The organism is Bacteroidia bacterium, assembly GCA_027493955.1.
Classification (GTDB): domain Bacteria; phylum Bacteroidota; class Ignavibacteria; order SZUA-365; family SZUA-365; genus JAOSJT01.
On the sequence record JAOSJT010000001.1, the window covers coordinates 3,827,980 to 3,852,592 of the forward strand.

Genomic DNA, 24,613 nt, shown 5'->3' on the forward strand with positions numbered 1-24,613 from the left:
CGAGCGACGAAAGGTCGTATTGTGATGTGTCTTTCTGTTGCCACTTGCACAAATGGTTTCACAACCGACCGCATGTCTGGTTACGTCAGGATAAAACGCGCGAAAATGCTATCAGGAGATATGAACATGTTGTCCCTTAACTATACCCACCGACTATTGATTTCAGCAGCTGTACCGTTGCTGATACTAACAATGATGACGCTCGCAGCGCCTGTACATGCGGGCACTTTCTCCGTCACCAGTACCGAAGACGCCGGGACCCACACCCTGCGCTGGGCGATTAATCAGGCAAACGCCACGCCCGGACCGGATATTATTACGTTCAGAATACCGGGAGCAGGTCCACATACCATTCAGCTACGCAGTGGGCTACCCGCTCTGACTGACGATGCCGGCCTCATTATAGATGGATTTTCCCAGGATGGAGCCGGAACAGGATCATTGCCGCCATCCAGTCTGACCGTGAAGATCTGTCTGGACGGTTCTTTGGCAGGCGATGTTCCTGGTCTTGTCATCAAATCCTCGAACAATGTCATACAGGGCTTGTCCTTCACTCGCTTTGCCCTCGAAGGGCTCCGTATTCAGGCCACGCCGTTCGGAACGGATGATAATATGATTCGCTACTGCATTATTGGCAGCTCCGAGGGTCAAATCCCGGCATCGAACGGGCTGCGCGCAAGCGACGTCCTTCCGGCGGGTATCAGTTTCTATTCCCCCGCAGAGCAGGGCGGTGACATTCGTGGGAACGCCATCATTTCATGCATCATCAGCGGAAACACCGGAGATGGAGTGCTTTTCGTCGGCCTCGGCGGGTCCATCGCCAATAATCAGCTTCGCGGCAATTTCATCGGTGTGAGCAAATCCGGCGGCGCTGCCCTCGCGAATACCGGCAATGGTGTCGCGTTTCTTGGAAACTGCGTCTCGAACGAAATCAGTGGCAACGTGATCAGCGGAAATCAATTGAATGGAGTGCGTATCGCAGGTACTGCAGAGAGCAATTTCTATGGGCAGAAGAATGTTATCACTCAGAACCGCATCGGTGTGGGTATGGAATTGAACCCTGTCGGGAACGGACGTGATGGCATCAATTTGGGCAGCGACGTGAAAACCGGATTTGCGGGTTTCACCAGGAACAACAGCATCACCGGTAACACCATTTCCGGAAATCACCGGAACGGCATCAGCGTGTGGGAACACCCATCCACTGAAGAAAATGCCGATGGAAACCGCATCAGCAATAATTCCATTTACGCGAACCGGAATATCGCTATCGATCTGGGCGATGACGGTCTTTCGCCGAGTGATCCCGACCATTCTCTTGCCGGAGCGAATCAATCGTTGAGCACTCCCGTCGTCACCAGTGCCGAGTTCACTGGTGGAGTCGCCATCGTGAAAGGCAGTGTCGCGAAGAAAGCCGGAACCCACAAGCTCTGCCTGGAAATGTACCGGTTCCGCAGCAACGATTCGCGACAGGTCGAGGGTTCAATGTTTCTTGGTTCAATACCTGTAAACAGCGACGGAAATTGGGTGTTCTCCACATCCGGAGTCGTTGCTGAAGGTGACAGCATTTTTGCGACGTTGATTGATGGCGAAGGCAACACTTCGGAATTCTCATCGCCTCAAATGCTGAGTGCCTCCCGATTCGCCGAGGCGTCCTTTACCACTTCGCGACCGGTATCCGACAGAGCGGCAGTCGTTGCGATTCAGAGCATCGAACCGAATCCGGTTATGGAATTCACGGAAGTCAATCTTATTGCAGAGCACAACACCTGGGCCGTTGTCCAGGTGTATACACCGCAGGGTGAACTTGTCGAGACCGTTTACGACAGATGGCTCACGAAGGGTGAGCACAAAATCCGGTGGAATGCGAAGAACTGGAAAGGCGTTCGTGTGAACCCGGGCTGGTATGTCTGTGTCGTCGATGCGGATGCAAGCAGAAGTGAACGCAGATTCGAAGTGGGCGACGTCAGTCTCGGTGCCATTGGCCGCTGATTTCGGCTAACCGCCATCGTCCGCTTCGACGTTTCGACCTCCGGATAGCCTTTTACGCAACAACAACGCATGTCCTCCGGACATGCGTTGTTGTTTTTCATGGTGGAATGACAGTCGAATTCTCGGAGTTTTCAATGTTTAGTGTATCCGGATATCACGATTGGGCGGTGCTCCGTATTTCCAGTCCTGCCATTTTGGAGGAACTTTCGTCCGGTTCACGGCGCGTACCCGAAAATCAGCGCAACAGTATGAAGAACCCGCCGATCAAATGGCTGTCAGTCCATTTCTTGATACGAGTCCTCAACGAAGAGGACAGATCAATAGATTTCGATTTCCCACTGCAAAACCTTATACGCCAATGCGATATCGAGCAACGCAAACACGACTCCGATGGCTGCCGATACAAGGCCGAACATAAAAATCCAGACGGCTGCTGCCGCTGCATGGAGTCCGAGGAAAATACCGGCTCCCAGGGAGAGAGAGGACAGCACGTAGGAAACGACTCCGATCCAGAGCAGAATTAACGCCCGACGAAGATAATTGGCCCGGGTAAGCAGTGATGGAATTTGCCGCATAACGCTTTCAAAGCGCAGCGCATCAACATACTCGCGGTCTATGCCATCCGGATCGGCGAGGCGCCGGCGCTTCTCATCGTTAAGCAGACGGATGCGGCTCACGACGGTCGCATAGCGATTGTTGAGGCCGAGTAGAAGCAGACCACAGGCGGAAATCATCAATGCGGGTGTGAGTATGGCCTGGATTGCCTGCTGGGCTGAAGGATTGGAGATTTCGGTGTACATGATTCAGAGGAGGTTTTGTGGATCGATGTCTATTGTGATGATCACATTGCGTGAGGAAGCGCCGCGGAGGTATTCTTCTGCAGCGGTACGTAGAGCGTTACGTAACCGGGATCCATCCGGATCGGCGGATTTTTCGACACGGAGAAGAAGCTGAAACCGGTAGCGTTTGTTGATTTTGCTCAGCAGAGCTGCCTGGGGAGGATGCATGATGAAAAACGCAGCCATGGTTTTCAATGCGCGAAAATAGCGCTCGGACGCCTCCCGGGCGGCATCCTCCTTCTCCGATGTGAAGAGCAGCGCAACCAGACGGGTAAACGGAGGATACGAAAGCGAACGACGGCTCTGAATCTCGTTTTCGAGAAAACCTTCGTAATCATGTCTGAACACATAGGAAAAAATCGGGTGTTCCGGCTGTGCGGCTTGAATGATGACGGTACCAGGTATGGTCCCGCGCCCGGCCCGCCCTGCCACCTGCAGGAGCATTTGTACCGTGCGCTCCGAGGAGCGAAAATCGGGAAACAGCAGGGATTGTTCGGCAGAAACGATGCCTACCAGCGTCACTCTCCCGAAGTCTAATCCCTTTGTGACCATTTGTGTACCGAGCAGGATGTCGTACTCCCCCTCACTGAACGCAGTCAGCATCAGATCGTGCGTTCCCTTTCGCCTGGTGGTATCCGAATCCATACGCAAAATTCGCGCCTCAGGTAATGCTTGACGCAGTTCATCCTCGATTCTCTGCGTCCCGCTGCCCACGCGGTCCAGGTCCGTTCCACCGCAGAGAGGACAAATGACAGGCGCTTTTTTCACGAAACCACAGTAGTGGCATCGCAGCGCATCTCCCTCGCGGTGGAATGTGAGACTGATGCTGCAGTTCTCACACTCTTCCACGTGTCCACAGTCGGAACATTCCACATGAGGTGAAAAACCGCGGCGGTTCTGGAACACAATCGAGGCCTCTCCTTTCTCCATCCCGGCGCGCAGCGCCTCGATCAACTGCCGCGAAAGCGAACCGTTGACGAGCCGCATTCTCCGTGCTTCAGACATATCCACCGCAATCATCTCCGGCATGCGTGCGTTGTCAACGCGATGGGCGAGACGAAGGAGACGATATTTGCCTCTGGTCGCATTGTACCAACTTTCGACGGAGGGCGTCGCAGATCCGAGTAGTACGGGGATTTCACCGAAGCGCGCCCGCATCACCGCAGCGTCTCGACCATTGTAGCGCGGATCGACATCGGATTGCTTGAAGCTCTGATCCTGCTCCTCATCTACGATAATGATGCCGATATCGCGTAGCGGGGCAAACACCGCTGATCGAACACCAACGACGACACGATATTCTCCGCGGAGTGTCAGCCGCCAGGCGTCATAACGCTCTCCGACCGACATTCTGCTGTGCATTACGGTGGCCTTGGCACCGAAGGCCTCGCGGAATCGTGCAGCCAGCTGTGGGGTGAGGGCAATCTCGGGGAGGAGTACCAATCCGCTTTTACCACGTTCGAGAGCATGCCGTACCGCTTCAATGTACACCTGCGTTTTTCCACTGGAGGTCACGCCGTACAGCAGTAACGGACGGAAAGCCCCTTCATCGATGGCGGTCAGGATAATCTCAAGTGCGGCACGCTGTTCTTCCGTAAGCGTAATGGCTTTGGGACGTTCTTCGAATCCGGAGGTGTATGTGCGTATGAGTTCCTCTTCGAAAATCTCCACGATTTCCTTTTCCTCCAACGCTCGGACCTGCGCGCTCGATGCGTGAGAACGCTTGATCAGGTCCGCCATCATGATGCTGCGTTCCCCAGATTTCCACCCTAGCCATAAAATGCCAAGGATGTTCACCTGCTTCGGTGCACGCGACTCCATGATGCTCATGAGCTCGGCGATGCGGTTCTCGTTGGTCCACTCGGGTAATAACCGTACATGTAACACGGTGCGCGCACGCGCCTTGGGGTGATCCAGTACGGTATCGATGGAGACAATTCCTTCGATGAACAATTCCCTCAGCTGTGCGCCGAGATTCTTGACCCCAACGGAGGCACAAAGCGCACTTTCGGACAAGACTTCTCCGGTACCCAACGCACGGAGTATATCTCGTTTGATGCGCGATTTCCCCACGGCGCGGGTAAGTATGATATCGTCGTTGGTTCTTAGTGAGATATGCCTTTCACTGTCAACATCCATCCCCTGTGGCAGAGCGGCTTTCAGCGCATCCCCCAGACTGCAGCAATAATATCCGCTGATCCAGGTACACAGATCCAGCACGTCCGGTGTGATGACTGGCTCGGTATCCAATACCTGCTGTACGGCCCTGATCGCGAAGTCCGGTGGGCTCTCATGAACCCGGATCACGAAACCCATCAGCAGACGACGTCCAAGGGGTACGACAACACGCATTCCTGCGCCGATACCGTCGCGCAGACCTTCCGGTACGCCATACGTCAACGTATCGCGGGGGACAGTGGGAACGGCTATATCGGCGAACAGTGGTTTTGGCATTAAGGGATCAGTTTTCAAGAACTCCAAGATACGAGATTTCTTGCTGGAGTGTTCGACTGACGGTCAAGCGGGAGGAAAGACCCTGGTGGTGGTCCGCATGAGAGTGGAGAGGCAACAGGGACGTGTACGAGCTGCAGGATGATTCATATGCCACGATAAAAGCATCCGGCTCGCCGTGACGTGCAGGTGTTTGCAAGCGAGCAAACGGTTTACGATCATTGAGCAGGCCAAATGTCATTCGAGAAGCCAACATGTCCAATCTCATTGAAGCGTCCGAACTGCGGAAACTCCTTACCATCGAATCCCCGACAGTGCTCGATTGTCGTTATGATCTGGCAGACAGAGAATCAGGTCGGCGGCGCTACCTTACCGGTCATATTCCCGGTGCTCACTACGTATCGTTGGACAAGGATTGCTGTGCTATGGTCGGGGTCCATGGCGGTCGTCATCCCCTGCCGACGATTGAAGCGCTCTCTGCTCTATTCGGAAAACTAGGTGTCGAGCGAATGGTGACGCCGGTAGTCTGTCTCGACGATGACGGTGGTTGTTTTGCCGCGCACGTGTGGTGGATCCTTCGCTATCTCGGTCACGATAACGTTAAGGTTCTCAACGGAGGGTTTTCTGCCTGGGTCGGAATAGACGGTGAAGTCACGACACAATTACCCGAGACCAGGTCGGTTCGTTTCGACCCACGCCTCCGCCCGGATATGCTTGCCCGTATGGAGCAAGTGCGAGACGGCGATGCGATGCTGCTCGTGGACTGTCGTGCGGAGGAACGCTACCGGGGAGAACATGAAACCATCGATCCGGTAGCAGGTCATATTCCTGGAGCGATCAATATACCCTGGCGTGGATTCGTGACGGATGACGGCCGTTTCCGCGAGGTCGGAGCGCTCGCCGATTCACTCACCGGTATTGATGAGCGCAGCATTGTCTATTGTGGTTCGGGCGTCACGGCGTGTGTTGCCGTTTTCGCCGCAGCTGAAGCAGACCTCGGCCTCCCACGCCTGTACGCGGGTGGTTGGAGCGACTGGATTACCTGGGAGGGAAATCCGATCGCGTCCGGGTGAATCCGCCTATCGCGAGCTTTCGCGTACGATAGATTCGAGTTCCTTCTTCAGTTTGTCCAACTCCTGACCGTATTTGGCCCAATCGCCTTTGCGCTGGGCGTCAACCGCGCGATTGTATATCTCCATGGCTGATCGTGAAAGTTCCCGGACGTTACGCGACGGTTGTTCTGTCCCTTTCGCCACGGACGCTTGCGGTAAAACCGCGGGCGCCTCGGTAGTACTTCCGCGGAACACCGCGAGCAGGGCGTCTTCGAGTGTTCCTTCCATCGCAAGACGGTTGTGATAGGCGACGATGACGCGCTTCAACTCCGGAAGCTTGCCTGTGGTTGCCTGCAAATAGATTGGCTGCACGTACATCACTTCCTCCTTTATGGGGATGACGAGCAGGTTGCCGCGGTACACACTCGAACCTTGCTGATTCCACAGTGTGAGTTGTTGCGCGATGGATGGATCCTGATCGATACGCGCTATGACCTGCATCGGTCCGAAGATCTGTTCCTTCTTGGGGAATTTATACACGAGTAACTTCCCGTAATTCTCGCCATCACTACGGCCGCACAGCCACGCAATCATATTCTGCCGCTGATTGGGCGTGTAGGGAATCATTTGTATGAACTCTTCTCTTGGTTCACCGGGGAGGCGCATGATAGCATAATAGCTTTCCATCTGCACGGTGCTCTCCTGAAGTTTCTCTGAAGCAATGTTCCAGAGATCCTCCTTGTTGTAGAAGACTTGTGGGTCGCTCATGTGATACGTCCCATACACCTCTGATTGCACATCGAACAAATCCTGCGGATAGCGCACATGGTTCATCAATTCAGACGGAAATGCGCTTTGCGGTTTGAACAATCCGGGAAACATACTGCGGTACACGCGAATCATCGGGTCATTGTCCTCGCCGAACACGTAAAAATCGGTCTCTCCGTTATAGGCATCGATCACGATTTTCACGGAATTGCGGATGTAGTTGAAGCCCTGCGCCGGTTTCGCATACGGAAAACTGCTGCTGAAGGTATACGCATCGTAAATCCACTTGAGACGGCCATTGGCGACGACAATGTAGGGATCCTTATCGAATGCGAGGAACGGTGCGATGCGACGGACGCGCTCGTCGATCAAGCGATGATACAGGATGCGGCTGTTGGGGCCAATGTAGCCCGAGATCAGCATGTTGATTTCGCCAAAATGGAAGGCGAACATCAGACGCCGGAACAGGCTTCCGACGGAAACCCCAGCCTTCTCCCGATACCGCGTCATCTGATTTTGATCACCCAAAGGATAGTCGAATTCGTCTATATTACCGTTGATCACGACATGACGCTTCGTCGCTTCTCCGAAATAAATCTCGGGCCGGTCAATCTGCAATCCGTGCTCGGCGACAGGGGGAATGTCACGGATGAACAATTCCGGGAGGCCCTCCTGCGTCACGACATTCACCGGGGCCATGGCGACGCCGTACCCATGCGTATAGACCAGATTCAAATTCACCCAGGTCTGCGCGTTCTGCGGCAACTTGGATTGATCCAACTCCCGCGCACTGAGCATCACTTGCCGGTAGCTCCCGTCGGGTAAACGGTAGCGATCCACATCCACATCAGGGAAAGTGTAGTATAATCTGATGACCTGCAGCTGATCCAGCGTACTTGCGAGCGGACGGTAATCCCAAAGCATGATGTTCCGCACTGTGGCACTGTCCTTGACGATATCGTTAAAGCCGAGGGTGTAATGCGGATCAATACTCTTTTCGGTAACACGTGTCAAATCGAAGGCGTATCGCGTGAACGCGATGTTGTTCCGTATGTACGGTAGTTCTTTGCTTTGCTCATTGGGTGTCACCACGAATTTCTGCATAAGCGATGGGAAGATCATGCCGAGGACGACGGCGGCGATAACATACCCGACGACCCACCGGACAAGCAATTTGAAATTCCGACGGAATAACGTCACGACCAGCACCACCGCCGTGATCAGCGACAAAAAGGCCATAATCCATGCGGCCGGCAATTGTGCGTGCACATCCGTGTAACCAGCTCCGAAGTAGCTTGCTGATCTGCCTGAAGTGAGCACGTCGTACCGCCCAAGCCAATACGAGATGCCGATAAGGATAAAAAGTTGCGCCCCGATGATGGCAAGATGCTTTCTGGCTGTCGCGGAAATGGCGATGCGGCCAAACGCGAAAGATACGCCCTGACGGATGACGTATACGAGCACTACTGCGATAAAAATGAGGACAGTGGACCCGATGAGCCAGGATACTATGGAATTGAGAAACGGGAGTGTGAATAAATAAAATGATACATCCTTGCCGAACACCGGATCTGTCAGATCGAAGGATTTGCTGTTCATCATTGCAAGCAAATCCATCCATGTGCCGCTGATCATACCTGCCATAATGAAAGCGAGAAACACCGATGCACCGTACGAGAGCCAGGTGATAATCCGTGCGAAGCCATCGACCACGGCCTGAAAGCGCGGATCAATGGTCAGATTCGATTCCGAATGAAGCGCAACACGTATATGCATCAGTATCAGAACCAAAAAGAGCAGAAAACCGCCTATCCAGAGTCCGTATTGCGACATATACGATTTCCAGAACACGCTTTCGTAACCGATATCCTCGAACCACCAGAGATCGGCGAAAAAAGAAGACACCATGCCGGAAAGAATCAGCAAGGCAAGAAAAATCCCGACGGTGTAGGAAACAATGCGTTTGAGCTTCATTCGTGGTACCCCGGTTTGTGATATCGTCTCGTAATCTATGATGAGGGAGCCGCAAAGACAACGAAAATCGCTCGATCGTCTGCAATCCAACATTTCGAATCCGCAAACGAGCAATACACGGGCCCGGGTTTCGGAACTCCGAATTTGCATTTTTCACGCACGGGAAGCAGATTGCGATGAATTCTCGGGCAACTGTCTGACCACCGGCAGACAACAATCGCTGGAACTCTCGACCACCGGGTTGTCTGGGTGTCGGTTCCGGTGGCGGGGTCTTCGCGATTCAAGCAGCGACCGGTTGCAGGTGTCGTCGAATACAACGAGACAGGCCACCGTTTTATGAGGATGCGACGATCATGGATGAAAACGAAAAAAGAAGATTGAGGAATCAGAGGTATTATTCCAGGCATCGGGATAAGCTCCTCCGTTCGGTCAACCGCAAATACAAGGAAAGCGAAGAGTACCGCGACAACATGCTCCAGCGGTCGAGGGACAGGTATCACGAGGATGAAAGCTATCGGAACGCAACAATTGACCGCGCGAAGGAACGGTATAAGAAATCGCGAGGCGACGGAGCGACGGACTGACAACAACCCGGTCAGGACTCAGTGGCGCTTCCTACCCCCGTTCATTCTCCAGGATTGCATGGCTTCGAACAGACCGTTATCAGTCAGATTGTAGTGCAGCGGAGTTACGGAAATGTAGTTTTCCTGCAAGGCGCGGTCGTCCACCAGCGGATCGGTGTCCCACACATACTTCCCTACTAACCAGTAATACTCCCTTCCCACAGGATCTTTGCGGGTTTCAAAGCCATCGTCCCACCAGGATCGGCCTTGCCGGGTTATGCGTGCTCCTGCGATGTCCTCCGGGGCGACATTCGGCACATTGACGTTGAGAAGAGTCCCTGCAGGCAACCCTCGCCTCAGAACTTCCGCCGCAAGCGTCCGTGCGAAAGAAGCTGCTGCGCGCACATCCGAATCCTGTGCATGGGATGCGTGCGAAACCGCGATCGAAGGGATGCCGAGAATCGCACCTTCCGTCGCCGCAGACACCGTCCCTGAATAAATGACATTGATGGATGTATTCATGCCATGGTTGATTCCGGAGACGACGAGATCCGGCTTGCGTTCCAGCAATGTCGTAACGCCGAGCTTGACGCTGTCGGCAGGCGTTCCCTCCACCGCCCAGCCGCGAAAATGCGCGCCGCGTTCGATCGGCCTCGCGCGCAACGGCTGCTGTACGGTTATGGCATGTCCGACAGCGCTCTGCTGCGTGGCCGGAGCCACGACGACGACCTCGCCCAGTCGCCGCAGGGAGGTTACAAGCGCATGTATACCCGGTGAATCGTATCCGTCGTCATTGGAAACAAGAATGAGGGGCCTGTCCATTATGCTGTCCGATGGTGAGACATCCGGGAAACCCCGGTCGGACTAATCTACGACATCCTCTGTTCTCGACAATGCGAGCCGCCTTCACCAGCGTACTATCATTCCTCTGGACGCAGAAGCACGGCGGTTCCGTAGACCAGGATTTCGGCGGCGCTCTGCATGATAAAACTCGTGGAGAAGCGTACATCCAAAATCGCATTCGCTCCGAGCGCTTCGGCATCCGCGAGCATGCGGTCAATCGCCTGATCCCTGGCCTCGGCCATCAGCTTGGTGTATTCTTCGATCTCCCCGCCGACGATGGTTTTGAATGCGGCAAGTATATCCTTGCCGATATGACGCGCTCGTACGGTGTTGCCCCGGACGGCACCGAGCGTCTTGACAATGCGCATCCCTGCGACATGTGATGAAGTTGCGATGATCATCGGATAACCCCTTTGTATTTGTCTGTTTTTGACGTGAACCAGCGCTCCCGCATGACGGATACAAGCAAAAGCAGGATGCCGGCATTGAACACAACAATGGCGACTTTGATGAGAAAAGGCACATCCGCGTCTATCCACAACGCTGACGCGGCTTCAAACAGCACCCAACTCAGCAATAACACCGAACCAACCGCAGTGAGCAGCCATGCTACTCCACGTTCAAGACGATTGTACGTCCCGCTCCAATAGCTGTCCCACTGTTCGGTGGGTGGAACCTTCATTCTCAGCGACATGGTCGCCTCCTGTATGGTGGAAAATTTCTGCCACTCTTGCATGCATGATGGATCCCGCAGAAAGGATTCGAATTCGGAATGTTCACTCCCGGCGAGCTCTCCGTCAAGAGCCTTCATCATCAGTATACGAAAACGATCACGCTCCAGGTCTGTCATGACAAGTCCTCCAGCATTTCTTTCACATGTTTCCGGGCGTAGTACAACCGGGACATGACAGTCCCGACAGGGCATTCGAGCAGTTCGCTGATCTCGGCATAATTGTACCCCTCGAATTCACGAAGCAGCAGTATTTCTCTTTCTTCAGGGCGTAAACGGCCCAGCGCATCACGCACGCGGTCACGAAGCAATGCGCGTTCGGCATCCTCGGAAGGATCGTCGGATCCGGCGAGGTTTTCGAAAAGTGCTTCGCATTGAGACAGCGGGCGTGCGTGCGCAGCGCGATCTCTGAGAAAGTTCAGGCACAGGTTTCGGAGAATACGATAATACCAGGTGAAAAACCTGCTTCCGAGCTGAAAGGACGCAATGGATGTATACGCGCGTACGAACGCCTGCTGCGACAGTTCCATTGCATCATCATGTGAGCCGACGAGCGAAAGTGCGGAGTAGTATGCCGGCTTCATGTACGTTTGCACGATTACGGCGTAGGCATTTCTGTCCCCGCGCTGTACACGCACTATCGCTTCATCGTCCTGTGGCCCCGTTTTCATGTCTGATATCCGGCTGTTTCAATAATGATACACGCAAGGGTGTGGAATATTCATCGTCTTCCGACCCTGTTCCAACGGCAATATGACGAATTGCGGAAAACGAAACGTACGGCGATGAAAACGGAACCGATACTGAAAACGCCAGGTATCAGTATATTGTCCTGATTGCAAAAACCAACGTACGTACTCATATCAAGGTTTCCAGTAATGAAAATTCTGTTTCTCGCAACGATCGCCGTACTACTGGCCAGCAACGCCATCCGTGCGCAGGAAAATGACACCGCCATGAAAAAGCCAACCATTCTCCTCAGTACCGAATCGGGTGATATCACGGTTGAACTCTGGCCCGATATAGCCCCGAAAACGGTGGAAAATTTCACCGGACTTGCCGAAGGAAGCAAAGAATGGACCGACCCGAGAACCGGGCAAAAGGTGAAGCGTCCATTTTATGACGGCCTGATATTCCATCGTGTAATAGACGATTTCATGATTCAGGGAGGCTGTCCCAAAGGCGATGGCACGAGTGGCCCTGGTTATGCATTCGAAGATGAATGTTACGAAAACGGGGAAAAGCTCAGCGGTCCTATCGTTGATGAGACGATGGCGGTGGAAGTGTTTCAGAAAATTCTCCAGCCATATTTCGGTGCCACAGAAAAAGCCGATCCTGAGCTGACGAAAATTGCCGAGGCCTGCTATACGCAGCAGAGCGGGCGCCCGTTGATGGTACACGCTGTGGAGTACTATTTGGAAAAGACGGGCTCGAAGAAGGAATACTATCGTAATGGGAAGCTCAAAGCAAAGGTCGCATACGGCACGATTTGCATGGCCAATGCCGGCCCGAACACGAATGGTTCGCAGTTCTTCATTGTAACGAAAAAAGAAGGATGCGACTGGCTGGACGGGAAGCATACCGTATTCGGGAAAGTCATCTCCGGCATGGACAAGGTGCATGCGATCGAGAAAAAGGGAAATGGTGTGAAGATCAAATCCGTCAGGCTTCAGGATTGAAGTCTCTTTTCCGTTCGCTGATATGGCCCGCGCATGGCGCGGGTTTTTTTTATGGTGCATGGTTCGGGGAATGCTGCGAGAAGGAGTGAAGTTTCGAGACAGCCAATGTGGATACGGGTGTGCACGGAGGCAAAGAGCTCAACGAACACGGTATCCGGTTGGTCCGTCCGGTTACAGTTCGTATAGCTGATTTCCGTATCTTTCCCACTGTTGACACATGTGTAACAAGGCACCTTGGAGGCTGTGATGAAGCTCGGAGATTTTAAAATTCCGCATGACAAGCACATCAGGCTTGCCGATTACGACACTGCTTTCACCGGAAATTTCAGAGACAAACGCGAGGCAAAGGAGGAGCTTGGTCGAGACATCCGGCGTTTGGCGGAACTCCAGGACGTTCTCTATGCGCAGGACACATACGCCGTGCTCCTGATTTTTCAGGCGATGGACGCTGCGGGGAAGGACGGAACAATCAAACACGTAATGTCGGGGGTCAATCCTCAAGGCTGCCAGGTGTTCAGCTTCAAGGCGCCGAGTGCCGAGGAATTGGATCATGACTATCTCTGGCGCTGCATGAAAAGACTGCCGGAGCGAGGGCGAATCGGTATTTTTAACCGCTCGTACTACGAGGAGGTACTCGTCACACGTGTTCATCCGGAAATCCTGGAACGACAGAAACATCCCGGGAAGGCGATGGGAAAGGATCTCTGGAAGCAGCGCTTTCGCGAGATTAACAATTTTGAGCACTACCTCGTTGACAATGGAATCGTCATACTGAAGTTTTTCCTGAACGTGTCCAGGGACGAACAGCGTAAACGCTTTCTGGAACGTATCGAGACACCCGAGAAAAATTGGAAGTTTTCAAAAAATGACGTAACCGAGCGCGCCTTCTGGAACGATTACATGGTCGCATTTGAAGACGCATTCAACCATACCAGTACCCATCATGCGCCCTGGTATGTCATCCCGGCCGACCATAAGTGGTTCGCGAGACTCGCAGTGGCGAAAATCATCGCAAGCACTCTGGAGGAGCTGGATCTCCATTATCCCAAGCCGACCGAGGAGCATCTTGCTGAACTGCATGAAGCGCGCATGCTTCTCGAAGCCGAGTAACCCCACCTAATACGGACACAACCATGCACAGACGATACATCTTTTTCGTACTCATCGCGTTTCTCACAGCACCCGTAAGCGCCCAACGGTTTTTCACCGCGCAGGATCTTTGGACACTTGATCGTTTCGGAGCCTTCGACATCTCCCCCGACGGTAAAACCGCCGCGATCGTGGTGACGACCTACGACCTCAAAGCGAACACTGCGAATGGTGACATCTGGCTGTATACGATTGGAGACGGTAGTGCGCGCAAATTCACGACGGGTAAGGGGAACGAGGGGAGTCCGGCGTGGAGTCCCGACGGGAAGAACCTTGTGTTCACCGCCAAACGGGATGACGACGAACGTGCACAGCTGTACATCATCTCGGTCGACGGCGGTGAAGCGCGCAGACTCACCGAAATGCCAATGGGGGCATCCTCCCCGAAGTGGTTTCCTGATGGAAAGCGCCTGGCATTTACCTCGGCGATGCTTCCCGGTGTCACGGATTTTGATTCCCTGCGCGCACATCTGAAAAAGAGGAAGGAAAATAAGGTGTCCGCCAAAACTTCCGAGAATCGTCTGTTCCGCTATTGGGACCGCTATCTCACGGATGGCTACCTCGACCATCTCTTTGTCCTGGACATCGAAACGGGTACGGTGACGAATCTCACCCCGCAGATGGATCGCTATTTCAATTATTCCGGTGGAATCGACTACGATATCAGCCCGGACGGGAAGGAGATCGTCGCGACCGCACTCAGCAAAGGTGCGCCGTATGACCAGTTGTTTACCGACGTCTACACTATCGCCGTTGACGGAAGCGGACGAATGACAAATCTGACGGCGGAGAATCCCGGCGACGACATGTCCCCCCGCTACAGCAGCACCGGAAAATATATTTTGTACGGAAAAAATCTCCGTACCGATCGCAATGCGGAGCGCGTTCGCCTCATGAGGAGGGATACGAAAACAGGCGAGGAGTTGGAGCTGTGCAGAGAATTCGATCGGAGTCCATCCGGTTGGGTGACGGACGCAACCGACAATACCGTGTATTTTACCGCTGATCATCTCGCCAAGACCAGCGTTTTTTCCGTCCCGATGAGCGGCGGGGCGGTGAGTACGCTTCTGCATCGCGGGAGCAACAGTGGATTGCGTGTTGCCGGAGATGCCCTCGTGTTCCTGCATGAGAACCTGTCGGCGCCCAATGGGCTGTGCAGTATGCGCCCTGACGGAAGCGGGTTCCGGAAGCTCGACACATTGAACGCCGCATTGCTCGCATCCGTGAGTATGGGTCGAACGGAGGATATCTGGTACCGCGGAGCCGAAGGCGACAGTGTGCAGATGTTTGCAGTGTATCCGCCGAATTTCAGTGAGAAAAAATCCTGGCCGTTGTTGGTTCTGCTTCATGGTGGTCCGCATGGCACCTTTGGCGATGATTTCCATCCCCGTTGGAACACGCAGGTGTTCGCCAACGCCGGCTACGTCGTGATAACACCCAATTTTCATGGTTCCACGGGCTTCGGTGAGTACTTCGCCGAGCGCATCAACGGAGAGCACCCTCGGCTACCGTTTATCGATGTCATGCTCGCCGTTGACGAAATGCTGAAACGGCCGTACATCGATTCCACTCGCATGGCGGCCGGAGGAGGCAGCTACGGCGGTTACCTGACCTCGTGGATCGGATCGCAGACATCCCGCTTCGCCTGTCTCGTCAATCATGCGGGCGTGTACAACCTGATGGCGCAATTCGGATCCGACATCACGCAGCAGCGCAATATCAGTTACGGTGGATTGCCCTGGGACGGAATGGAAAACATACTTCGCTGGAGCCCGTCGCAACACGCTCAAGGGTATGTGACGCCGACGCTTGTCATGCATGGTGAAAAGGACTACCGGGTCCCTTACGGTCAGGCGCTCGAGGTGTACGGCATGCTGAAGGCCAAGGGCGTTCCCGCGCGTATCGTTCTGTATCCGGATGAGAATCACTGGATTCTCTCTCCGTTGAATTCCATTCACTGGTATGGAGAGTTCACATCCTGGCTCGATCGCTGGATCGGAGCCGGCGGCCGGTGATGTCAGGGCCGACTGAGAGTACGCGCTTCGAGGCGTGGAAGGTCAATCTACGCCGCCGAAGCACGGTGTGCTTTCGCTTACGTGTGTTGTTCGTCGTGCTGTTTGCTATCGCCGCCGTAATTCCAGCCACGGATGACATTCGCGTCGCATTAGCCGCCGTTGCGCTTGTTTCATTCACCCTTGTCGCTGTTTTCCACAGAAGGATAGACAGAGCGATAGCACGAACGGATGCTCTGCTTCTGGTACGCAGACAGCAGCAGGCACGGCGAAATCTGGCATGGGATCAGCTTCCACCTGCCCTCCCGATAGAATTGCCGTCCAATCACCCGTTTGCAGGGGATTTGGATCTGTTCGGATCCAACGGATTGCATCGCTTTCTCGATATAAGCGTCTCCCGGCAAGGGAGTCGCTTGCTTGCATCGTGGCTGAGCACAGAGGAGGCAAGCATAGACGAAATTCACGAGAGGCAGCGCTTGGTTCGCGCACTGATACCGGGCATCCGGTTTCGGGAACGCTTGCTGCTCACGTTTTCGCTGGTGTCGCGTGAGCGCCTGGATGGCGAGGCCTTCCTCCGGTGGTTGACGCATTCGCGCGTCCCGGCGGCGCTAGGCAGGATACTCTCCGTTTCCGCTGCGCTAGCAGTGGTTAATGTCGCGCTGTTTCTCGCATGGGGTTATGGTTTGCTCCCGCCATGGTTTCTGATCTCCCTTTTTCTGTACGCCGTACTGTACTTCCGAAATGTGGGAATTCGTGATACGTTTATCGATGCTGCGGTTCGGTTCGATGATGAACTCAGTAAGCTGGTTACGGTTTTTCACTTTCTGGAGCGGGCGAACACAGGCAGCAGCGAAGCGCAAGCGGAACTTCTCCGACCGTTTCGCGACGCATTCATGCGCCCATCCCGCCACATCCGTCGCGTGCGTGTGGATGTGATCGCGGCGGGGCTCAGTATGAATCCCGTTATGATGGTACTGTTGAATCTCCTGTTGCCTTGGGACTTTTTCTTCGCTCAGCGGCTCGAAAAGAAGCGCGCAGAGCTTGCAACGGTGGCCCCTGTCTGGCTCACCGCCATGCATCGTCTCGAGGCGCTTCAGTCCCTCGCGAACTACGGTTGGCTGTTCCCCGATACCACATTTCCGCATCTCCAGCAGGGACAGGATACCGGTGCTGCGTTTGTCGCAAAATCACTGGGCCATCCTTTGCTTCCGCATTCGACGCGGACTCGGAACGATGTTTCGCTTGCTGGGAACAGAGACATCCTCCTCATCACGGGATCGAACATGTCCGGAAAGAGCACACTGCTGCGGACAATAGGGGTATCTGCCGTCCTGGCACTGGCCGGGGCGCCGGTCGATGCGCACAGTCTCACACTGAAATCGCTGCGGCTGTTCACCTGCATCCATATCAGTGACTCGCTCAGAGATGGTGTCTCGTACTTTTATGCGGAAGTGAAACGACTCCGTCGTCTCCTCGATCTGCTTCGTGAGGACAACGGACAACCGACTATTTTTCTTATCGACGAGATGTTTCGGGGTACGAACACGCGCGAACGTCACGAGGGCGGAGAAGCATTTATTCGTGAGCTGATCCGCCTCCAGGCGTCTGGGGTGATTTCGACGCATGATATTGCTCTCACGAACATTGCCGATGTCGTGCCGGGGGTACGGAATATGCATTTTCGCGAAGCGATTACGGACGGACGAATGACCTTTGATTACACGCTTCGCTCAGGTCCCTGCCCGACCACCAACGCGCTTGTGATCATGCGGCTTGAAGGATTGCCGGTGCCTGATGACGCGGTGGCGGATTATTGAAAATCCATGCCGTCCGTCTCTCCCGTACTCGGCACTACCCGCGATCCATGAACGCGAGCATGACGCGAATTTCCGCATAGCTGATGGAGGAATCCACCACGGCTTTGATGCGTTTGAGATTCCTGTCGCGAAGATTCATCACGGCACCCTGAATCTCTTTTTGATGCGCCGCGGGGACAAGCGTATCTATCGGAAGTGCGACGCCTTGCCTGATGAGATCGGCGAGTTGATTGGAAACAACTCCGGCGGTAATGCCACGCTCAATAGCGATGGTGTCAATGGAAAGTCCACGCACGGCACATTCCCAGATAGCGCGGAGCGATGGAGAAATATCCTTGATCGCGTTGGCATCGTTCTTCATCGCGGCGTTCACGGCGTTCTCATGAAGGTGATCGCGGATTGTCGTCAGCAATTCGCGTCCGCATTTCTGGAAGGTGATGGGCCCCATGCCGTCGATGGCGAGGCATTCCTCGCGGGATGAGGGAGGATGGTTCGCCATTGCGCGCAGTACACGCTCAGGAATCAGAACATGCGATGGAAGGTTGAGCCGGGCGGCCACGCGGCGCCGTGTAGATCGTAATGCTTCGTACAGAGCGAGATTGGCGATGTCCGCTCCCGACGCTTCCTCCGCCGTGGGAATGTCCATGAGAGGAACGGAGTAGCCGAGCACACCGCGACCAGCTTCGGTAAGATACACGGAAGGTCGCACACCCTCCGTCCTCGCCAGCCAGCCCTGCCCGATCAAGGCATCGAGAGCTTCAAGTATCACAACCTTGTCGAAATGACGAAGCTTCCCGTAGCTGCCGGCCCGAAACAAACGGTACTCTGTAATACGACGGGTTTTCGCTCCCCTCAGGATATCTGCAAGTGTCAGGCGGCCGAAGCGCCCTCCTGTTTCAGCTGCACAATGTAGTATATGCCGGCCTCCTTCCTCTACCGCAAGACGCGAAGTTCCATCCTCGAGAGTGATCACCGTGGAGGTGCAGACATCGCACTTCCCGCATACACCGGAAATATCGCTTTCCTGAAAGTATTGGAGAATCATGTTTCGTCTGCACGCCGACGAACTGATGTACATCTCCACTGCTCGCAGCTTCTCGAGTTGATGCTGCATGCGTCGTTCGATGGCGCTGTAGTCCACCGGAAGGTCGGGAGCGGAGATGCGCGGACCGAGCAGGGCGATGCCGGAACCTTTGCGCCCGGGTACGAAATCGATAATGCGCTCCGCATGGAGTTCCTGAAGTATCGGGAGAATCTCTTCGACCGGCGACTCCGCAGCATCAGTCAGCTCGTCCAGAAACAGAGGCGTGGGTTCATAGAATGCCTCAGCACCCGCACGACGCAGGAGTGACACCGCAACAGGCTGCTGCATGGCGGAGGCGGATTCGATAAGCCACTGACGCATCGTGTCGTGATCAAGCAGAAAGCGAACAGTGGATCCGACCCAGCTCTCGGTGATACGCCGTACGTGTCCATCCCGCTCGAGTACGTCCAGCGCGCCGCGCACTGCGGATTCGCTGACACTGCCGATCGAATCAGCGAGTGCCGAAGCCGTCATAGCGAGAAGCCCGTGATACGTTTGACCGAGAGGCGTGCCAGCCAGACGGTGGAGCTCGGAATACACACGTTGGATGACGGCCTTGTCAGGGAAAGTGTTCCGGATAAAAAACTCCGGCAAGCCGCGATCCTTGGGATGGAACAGCAGCACACAGCTGCTCTCCTTGCCGTCGCGTCCCGCTCGTCCGGCTTCCTGATAATACTGCTCGAGTGTGCCTGGCATATCATGATGCACTACGAAACGCACATCGGCCTTGTCGATCCCCATGCCAAAGGCGGTGGTTGCCACAATGATACGGGTCGCTCCGCACATGAAGCGTTCCTGGACTTGCGCGCGCTGCGCGGAATCCAACCCTGCATGGTATGGCTCGGCGGGTATACCATGCTGCCGAAGTACGAGGGCGAGTTCTTCAACCGTGTTTCGTGTCCCGGCATAGACAATCCCGACATCGCCCCCGGAGCAGAGCCGGAATATTTCATCTCGCTTATTGACACCCTTCATGACACGGAATGTGAGATTGGGACGGTCGAAGCCGCGAACAATAATTTCCGGATCTTCGAGCCCAAGTTGCGTCTGGATGTCGAGACGTACATCAGGTGTGGCCGTGGCCGTGAGCGCCACCACTTGTGGTCGTCCGAGTTCCTCGATGGCAGATCTCAGTTTCTTGTAGCTCGGCCTGAAATCGTGTCCCCATTCACTGATGCAATGTGCTTCATCCACCGCAAGCATACCGATCTTCACCCCCTTGATGCGTTGAAGAAACGCAGGGCTTTCGAAGCGCTCGGGAGCGACGTACATCAGCTTGTACCAACCGCCGCGCGCTTTCTCGAGACGTGCGATAAGCTCCCGGTGATCAATGACCGAGTTAATGAACGTCGATGGTATGCGCACCCGGTCGAGTGCGGAAACCTGATCCTGCATGAGCGAGATGAGCGGCGATACGACGATGGTCAGTCCATCACGTAGAATAGCGGGTATCTGGTAGCAGATGGACTTCCCACCCCCGGTCGGCATGATGGCGATGGTATCTCTCCCGGAAAGGATGGTGCGGACGATGTGATCCTGTCCCGTTCGAAAACCCGGATAGCCGAAGTGGCGGTGTAAGGCCTCTACGGCATCCTCAAAGGCAACCTGTTCAGTCATGACAAAACTCCCTAAGTATGTGATGTGTCTGCATAAGTGTACAAAGCGGTTTTTTCTGTCGGGTCTGGCCTCCGATACGATGGTTCATTGTTCGATGTGGTATCAAGGACGTACACGTATGGCAATACGGTTGCTCCCTCCGTACAAACGGTAATTGGTGTCGGTCAAAAACGTGGACAAAGCTTCATGCAGCCTCTGACACCACCTGCGAATTCACACCGGTGTTCATGGGCAGTGAGCAGGGAGAGCGCAAGAAGTACTACAAACGAAGACGGATACGCGTCACCCCTCGACCGGAAGCTCTTCGGTCGCATAGGATGGATAGTACGGCTCAAGCTCCTTGGACATGAACTTCGTCACCGCAAGAATGACACCAAGGTCATCGAGGTAACCGATCAATGGAGCGACATCAGGAACAGTATCCAGCGGTGAGATGAAATACAGGAGTGCTCCGACAACAATGGTCTTCTTCTGCCAGGCGACGCGCTCGTCGAGGAAATAGCGGAAAAGAGCCAGCAAATCCTGTGCGAATCGGAGCTTATGGCCGACCTTCTCAAGCTTTCCCTCAAAGCGCTCCACAACCGTGTGTGATTGTCTCCGATACGTCTGTTCGTCCTGCTCCCCGCTCAGGTCATACCCGTCGAAAAAATCATCCAGCTCCTTGTCCATGGCACCCTCAGAATGATACTGCGTGAGCTAACAACAGACTAAAATAGGTCTGACATTTTCAGCATACAAGGGCAAATTCCGTGGATACAATTGATGGCGCACAGTGGGTTGATGGAGTGCCCGATACCATTCGTGATTCCTGCCGTGAAATGCACAACGCAGGCAATTTCTCCAGTACCGTTAAAAAAGAAAACACCCCGTGAAGGAGTGTTCTCTTGTATAGGAGATGGATGAGCGTCAATGATTCATACGGAGACGGTCGATGAAATCTGAAAGGGGTCGGAGAATACTTAAGAAGAAAGTATGCACATGGCTGTTGTCGTGCCTGTGAATATTAGGCATTGGTATCACCGCCAATCGCTCGCGATTTCCGCGATTCATTCTTGCTTCGGTGATCATTTGCTGTCCAATCATGTCAAACTCCGTCAAAAAACTTTCGAACGTCGAAAGCACAAGATATACAGCAAAAACCGGACCAAAAGCGTAAATGCTGATTTCGGTTGTTTTTTGGTGGTTTGTAGCGGAGAAATAGTGAAAATGCGTGACATCTCGTGAAATTTATTCACGAAAATGGTTTCAATAATTTGATTCGTCCTTCCACAAAACGATGCGCCAGGGATACGTGGTGCTCTCCCGTCGTAAATCGAGGCGTACCTTCCCATCTACGCGAACGATGTCGTTGGCGTTGAAGGTGACTGTCAGGTTAAAGCTTCTCGTGACACTGCTGACGAGCGAATCCCCTGAAAATCCGGCGATATTGTTCCAGATCAGGTTCAGATTATGAGCATTCCTGAACAGCTGAGCAGTGATACGCATTTCTTCGTCACGTCCCCAACTTTCGTCGACAAGTCGCTCATAGTCCCTGTAGGTGAAAACAAAGTCGGATGCCAGCAATCCGCCGTAAATAGTGGTGTCTTTGAAGGTATACGCGTAGCGAAAATTCTGGAAGACGCCTTCGATCGTGGTCTGATCAGAAATCAGTGCGTCGCCTTCAGGCTGGGTCTCATCAAGTGCCGGTGCAAAAGGATTGCAAGCGCAGAGAAACGCCACCCCGAGGAAAATCGCGAGAATCAGTTTGCGAAACGACCTTTCCATTCGCTCCAGCTCGTCTGATCGGTGTGCGGAATGTCGGTCCAGCGTGTAATACTCCAGATGGAGCTGCGGTCTGTCCTGAGAACGAATTGTACGTTGCCTTTCACATTTTCCGTGACACCCGGGACGCCATGCCGGAAAAGCAAATCGTAGCTGCCTTCGTAGACAGCCGAGTCGGAAGCCAGGACCACAAACGCTCCGCTGAATGTGAGGCGCGAAGTCGCAGCACTGCCGGTGAAAGCAACGAGCGCGGCGAAATAGGAGCGTTCAGACTGCACAGTCCAGCCTGAAAACGTGGAAGCGTATCTTCCTGCTGCCGCAGCTGTGGGAAGGAAGAGGAAACGAACACCAGAATTGACCGTATCGGCAAGACAACGGATGTAATTCTCGGTATTTTTCTCGCTGACAGAGTACTCGAGGTTGCTGAGGACGAGATCGGGGGAGGTGGGCGGAACGAAGGTAGAACTGCCCGACGCCGGAGGTTCGGGATCACGCGTTTCGAATAATCCGCAACCAGTGACTCCGCACATGAGCAGAGCTATGAACCATATTGTGCGGCGATCTGTTGCGATGCTGGAAGTCATGGGACGCGGGCGAACATGATACAGCGTGGGGAAGAGGGTCCGTACGGATCGCCACGGTAGTCGCCGAAGACGCTTTCGAGTGAAAATCCATACTGCGGCAACATACACCGAAAATCCTCAAGTGTAAACAGGCGTACGGACTCCCTGAATTCTCTCTTCCTCCCGCCGCTCTGGACCACAATATGTTTCTCGACGCGTCCGTTCTCGATTTTTCTTTCCTGCTCTATTGTTGCCCCATCAATTTCGGTACGAGTGTACGGTTCGAGAGTATGAGACAATCCGGTCGCGTTAAGAAAATCAAGCATATACCAGCCGCCGCTCCGCAAGCAGCCACGAACCTGCCGTAACACGGAAAAATTTTCCTCATCCGTCGGGAAATAGCCGAAGGCGGTGAAAAGTTGAAGGACTGCGGCAACCGATGCCGACAAGGGGATGTGGCGCATGTCCGCGCGTACAAGTTGCAAGGTGGATGAAAAACGGCGGGTCTTGCGCTGTGCGTCTGCGATCAGAGTTGGAGAAAGGTCTGCCGCGATAACGTGATATCCCCGACGTGCAAGTTCGAATGCATGACGTCCCGTCCCGCAGGCAAGGTCGAGAAGAGGACCAACCCCTGAATGGAGCGATGTGATGTTCTGAAACAGGTCAATGGCCTGGCGAGCCTCTGCCGCATCTCTGTGTGCGTAGAGATGCATGTACAGTTCATCGGCGAACCAATGTTTGAACCAGGCCATACATCATCTCATAACGAAATGCGACCCTCGAAGGCGCGAGATATGGTAGCGGCGTCTGTAAATTCAAGATCGCTGCCCATCGGTATACCACGAGCAATGCGCGTGACAGTGACACCGAGCGGTTTAAGCAAACGGGAGAGATAGAGTGTCGTCGCTTCTCCCTCGACGTTGGGATTCATTGCGAGAATGACTTCCGTAACATCCTGACGCGCACGGTCGAGGAGTTCGCGAATACGAAGATCCTCCGGCCCTATACCCTCAAGCGGGGAAAGGCTACCCCCGAGCACATGATACATACCCCGGAATTCATTACTGCGTTCGATGGCAAACACATCGTTCGACTCCTCCACGACACAGATGCACGTGCGGTCGCGGCGCGTGCTTGAGCAAATACTACAAGGATCATTTTCGGTGATATTGCAGCAAACCGAGCACGTGCGAATACGGTCCTTCACCTCGATAAGCGACCGCGCCATTCGCTCGACATCTTCCCGCGACAATTTCAGCACATGCAGCGCAAGCCGCTGGGCGGTCTTTCTGCCGATGCCGGGCAATCGGGAGAACTCGCTGATCAGGGCATCGAGTGACGGCGACGTACTCAGCATGCCTTCAAAGCCCCAAATTACCAAGGTTGAGGCCGGGAATGTTCGGAAGCATCCCGGAAGTCGCTTTCCCCATCTCGTCCTGCGCGAGTTTTTGCGACTCAGCGATCGCTTTGTTCACGGCGGAGAGGATGAGATCCTCGAGCAGCTCCACGTCGTCCTGTGAAACAACACTCTTGTCTATCGCGATTTTCCGTACCTCCTGCTTGCCGTTGATAGTGACGCGCACCATGCCGGCGCCGACCTCCACGGTGGTTTCAAGGCTGCGCAGCTTGTCCTGCACATCGCGCATGCGTGTTTGTAGCTCCTGCACTTTCGCGAGCATGTCTTGCATATTGAGACTCATGAGAAATCGTCCTGTCGTT

20 protein-coding genes and 1 pseudogene are annotated in these 24,613 nt (G+C 54.3%); 7 read left to right on the plus strand and 14 right to left on the minus strand.

What is annotated here, in order from left to right; genetic code table 11:
- The first annotated feature begins 126 nt into the window (after positions 1–126).
- On the plus strand, positions 127–1,992 hold the full coding sequence (locus M5R41_14655; GenBank protein ID MCZ7557636.1) for a hypothetical protein: 1,866 nt from the start codon (positions 127–129) through the stop codon (positions 1,990–1,992).
- Between the two features lie 317 nt (positions 1,993–2,309).
- On the opposite strand, the gene M5R41_14660 is transcribed toward M5R41_14655, so the two are convergent.
- Both M5R41_14660 and priA read right to left on the minus strand, forming a co-directional pair.
- Entirely contained in the window at positions 2,310–2,792 is a 483-nt protein-coding gene (locus M5R41_14660; GenBank protein MCZ7557637.1) for a DUF2721 domain-containing protein, read from the minus strand.
- A 3-nt stretch (positions 2,793–2,795) separates the two neighbouring features.
- A complete protein-coding gene (gene priA / locus M5R41_14665; GenBank protein MCZ7557638.1) occupies positions 2,796–5,285 on the minus strand; it encodes a primosomal protein N' in 2,490 nt (829 codons plus the stop codon).
- A 251-nt stretch (positions 5,286–5,536) separates the two neighbouring features.
- Between priA and M5R41_14670 the strand changes: the two genes are divergently transcribed.
- Positions 5,537–6,355: a sulfurtransferase gene (locus tag M5R41_14670; GenBank protein MCZ7557639.1), complete on the plus strand. Its 819-nt coding sequence runs from the start codon at positions 5,537–5,539 to the stop codon at positions 6,353–6,355.
- A gap of 6 nt (positions 6,356–6,361) precedes the next feature.
- Here the strand turns inward: M5R41_14670 and M5R41_14675 are convergent, their stop codons facing one another.
- Positions 6,362–9,076, minus strand: coding sequence for a UPF0182 family protein (locus M5R41_14675; protein MCZ7557640.1), 2,715 nt, complete (start codon positions 9,074–9,076; stop codon positions 6,362–6,364).
- 353 nt (positions 9,077–9,429) lie between these two features.
- Between M5R41_14675 and M5R41_14680 the strand changes: the two genes are divergently transcribed.
- Complete coding sequence (locus tag M5R41_14680; GenBank protein MCZ7557641.1) at positions 9,430–9,660, plus strand: hypothetical protein; 231 nt, start codon at positions 9,430–9,432, stop codon at positions 9,658–9,660.
- An 18-nt stretch (positions 9,661–9,678) separates the two neighbouring features.
- Here M5R41_14680 and surE read toward each other — a convergent pair whose 3' ends face one another.
- The 4 genes from surE to M5R41_14700 form a co-directional block, all read right to left on the minus strand.
- Positions 9,679–10,461: a 5'/3'-nucleotidase SurE gene (surE, locus tag M5R41_14685; GenBank protein ID MCZ7557642.1), complete on the minus strand. Its 783-nt coding sequence runs from the start codon at positions 10,459–10,461 to the stop codon at positions 9,679–9,681.
- A gap of 98 nt (positions 10,462–10,559) precedes the next feature.
- A complete protein-coding gene (locus M5R41_14690) occupies positions 10,560–10,883 on the minus strand; it encodes a YbjQ family protein (GenBank protein MCZ7557643.1) in 324 nt (107 codons plus the stop codon).
- The gene (locus tag M5R41_14695) at positions 10,880–11,332 is read right to left on the minus strand and encodes a hypothetical protein (protein ID MCZ7557644.1); all 453 of its coding nucleotides are present in this window, start codon (positions 11,330–11,332) and stop codon (positions 10,880–10,882) included. Before M5R41_14695 ends, M5R41_14690 begins: the two co-directional genes overlap by 4 nt.
- Entirely contained in the window at positions 11,329–11,883 is a 555-nt protein-coding gene (locus tag M5R41_14700; protein MCZ7557645.1) for a sigma-70 family RNA polymerase sigma factor, read from the minus strand. Before M5R41_14700 ends, M5R41_14695 begins: the two co-directional genes overlap by 4 nt.
- Before the next feature lie 303 nt (positions 11,884–12,186).
- On the opposite strand from M5R41_14700, the pseudogene M5R41_14705 reads away from it, so the two are divergent.
- The 4 genes and pseudogenes from M5R41_14705 to M5R41_14720 all read left to right on the plus strand — a co-directional run bounded on the left by M5R41_14705 (position 12,187) and on the right by M5R41_14720 (position 17,869).
- Positions 12,187–12,891: pseudogene (locus M5R41_14705) on the plus strand (peptidylprolyl isomerase).
- A 246-nt stretch (positions 12,892–13,137) separates the two neighbouring features.
- The gene (locus M5R41_14710) at positions 13,138–14,001 is read left to right on the plus strand and encodes a polyphosphate kinase 2 family protein (protein MCZ7557646.1); all 864 of its coding nucleotides are present in this window, start codon (positions 13,138–13,140) and stop codon (positions 13,999–14,001) included.
- 23 nt (positions 14,002–14,024) lie between these two features.
- The gene (locus tag M5R41_14715; GenBank protein MCZ7557647.1) at positions 14,025–16,055 is read left to right on the plus strand and encodes a S9 family peptidase; all 2,031 of its coding nucleotides are present in this window, start codon (positions 14,025–14,027) and stop codon (positions 16,053–16,055) included.
- Entirely contained in the window at positions 16,055–17,869 is a 1,815-nt protein-coding gene (locus M5R41_14720; GenBank protein MCZ7557648.1) for a hypothetical protein, read from the plus strand. The genes M5R41_14715 and M5R41_14720 overlap by 1 nt, the downstream gene beginning before the upstream one ends.
- A gap of 34 nt (positions 17,870–17,903) precedes the next feature.
- On the opposite strand, the gene M5R41_14725 is transcribed toward M5R41_14720, so the two are convergent.
- The 7 genes from M5R41_14725 to M5R41_14755 form a co-directional block, all read right to left on the minus strand.
- Complete coding sequence (locus M5R41_14725) at positions 17,904–20,570, minus strand: RecQ family ATP-dependent DNA helicase (GenBank protein ID MCZ7557649.1); 2,667 nt, start codon at positions 20,568–20,570, stop codon at positions 17,904–17,906.
- 282 nt (positions 20,571–20,852) lie between these two features.
- Positions 20,853–21,239, minus strand: coding sequence for a YkvA family protein (locus tag M5R41_14730; protein ID MCZ7557650.1), 387 nt, complete (start codon positions 21,237–21,239; stop codon positions 20,853–20,855).
- Between the two features lie 576 nt (positions 21,240–21,815).
- A complete protein-coding gene (locus tag M5R41_14735; GenBank protein MCZ7557651.1) occupies positions 21,816–22,334 on the minus strand; it encodes a hypothetical protein in 519 nt (172 codons plus the stop codon).
- Positions 22,310–22,915, minus strand: coding sequence for a hypothetical protein (locus M5R41_14740; GenBank protein ID MCZ7557652.1), 606 nt, complete (start codon positions 22,913–22,915; stop codon positions 22,310–22,312). The genes M5R41_14735 and M5R41_14740 overlap by 25 nt, the downstream gene beginning before the upstream one ends.
- The gene (locus M5R41_14745; protein ID MCZ7557653.1) at positions 22,912–23,646 is read right to left on the minus strand and encodes a methyltransferase domain-containing protein; all 735 of its coding nucleotides are present in this window, start codon (positions 23,644–23,646) and stop codon (positions 22,912–22,914) included. The genes M5R41_14740 and M5R41_14745 overlap by 4 nt, the downstream gene beginning before the upstream one ends.
- An 8-nt stretch (positions 23,647–23,654) precedes the next feature.
- Positions 23,655–24,251 carry a recombination mediator RecR gene (gene recR / locus M5R41_14750; GenBank protein ID MCZ7557654.1) on the minus strand — a complete coding sequence of 199 codons (597 nt, stop codon included), beginning with the start codon at positions 24,249–24,251 and terminating at the stop codon, positions 23,655–23,657.
- Positions 24,252–24,255: 4 nt separating this feature from the next.
- Entirely contained in the window at positions 24,256–24,594 is a 339-nt protein-coding gene (locus M5R41_14755) for a YbaB/EbfC family nucleoid-associated protein (GenBank protein MCZ7557655.1), read from the minus strand.
- Between the last annotated feature and the right edge of the window lie 19 nt (positions 24,595–24,613).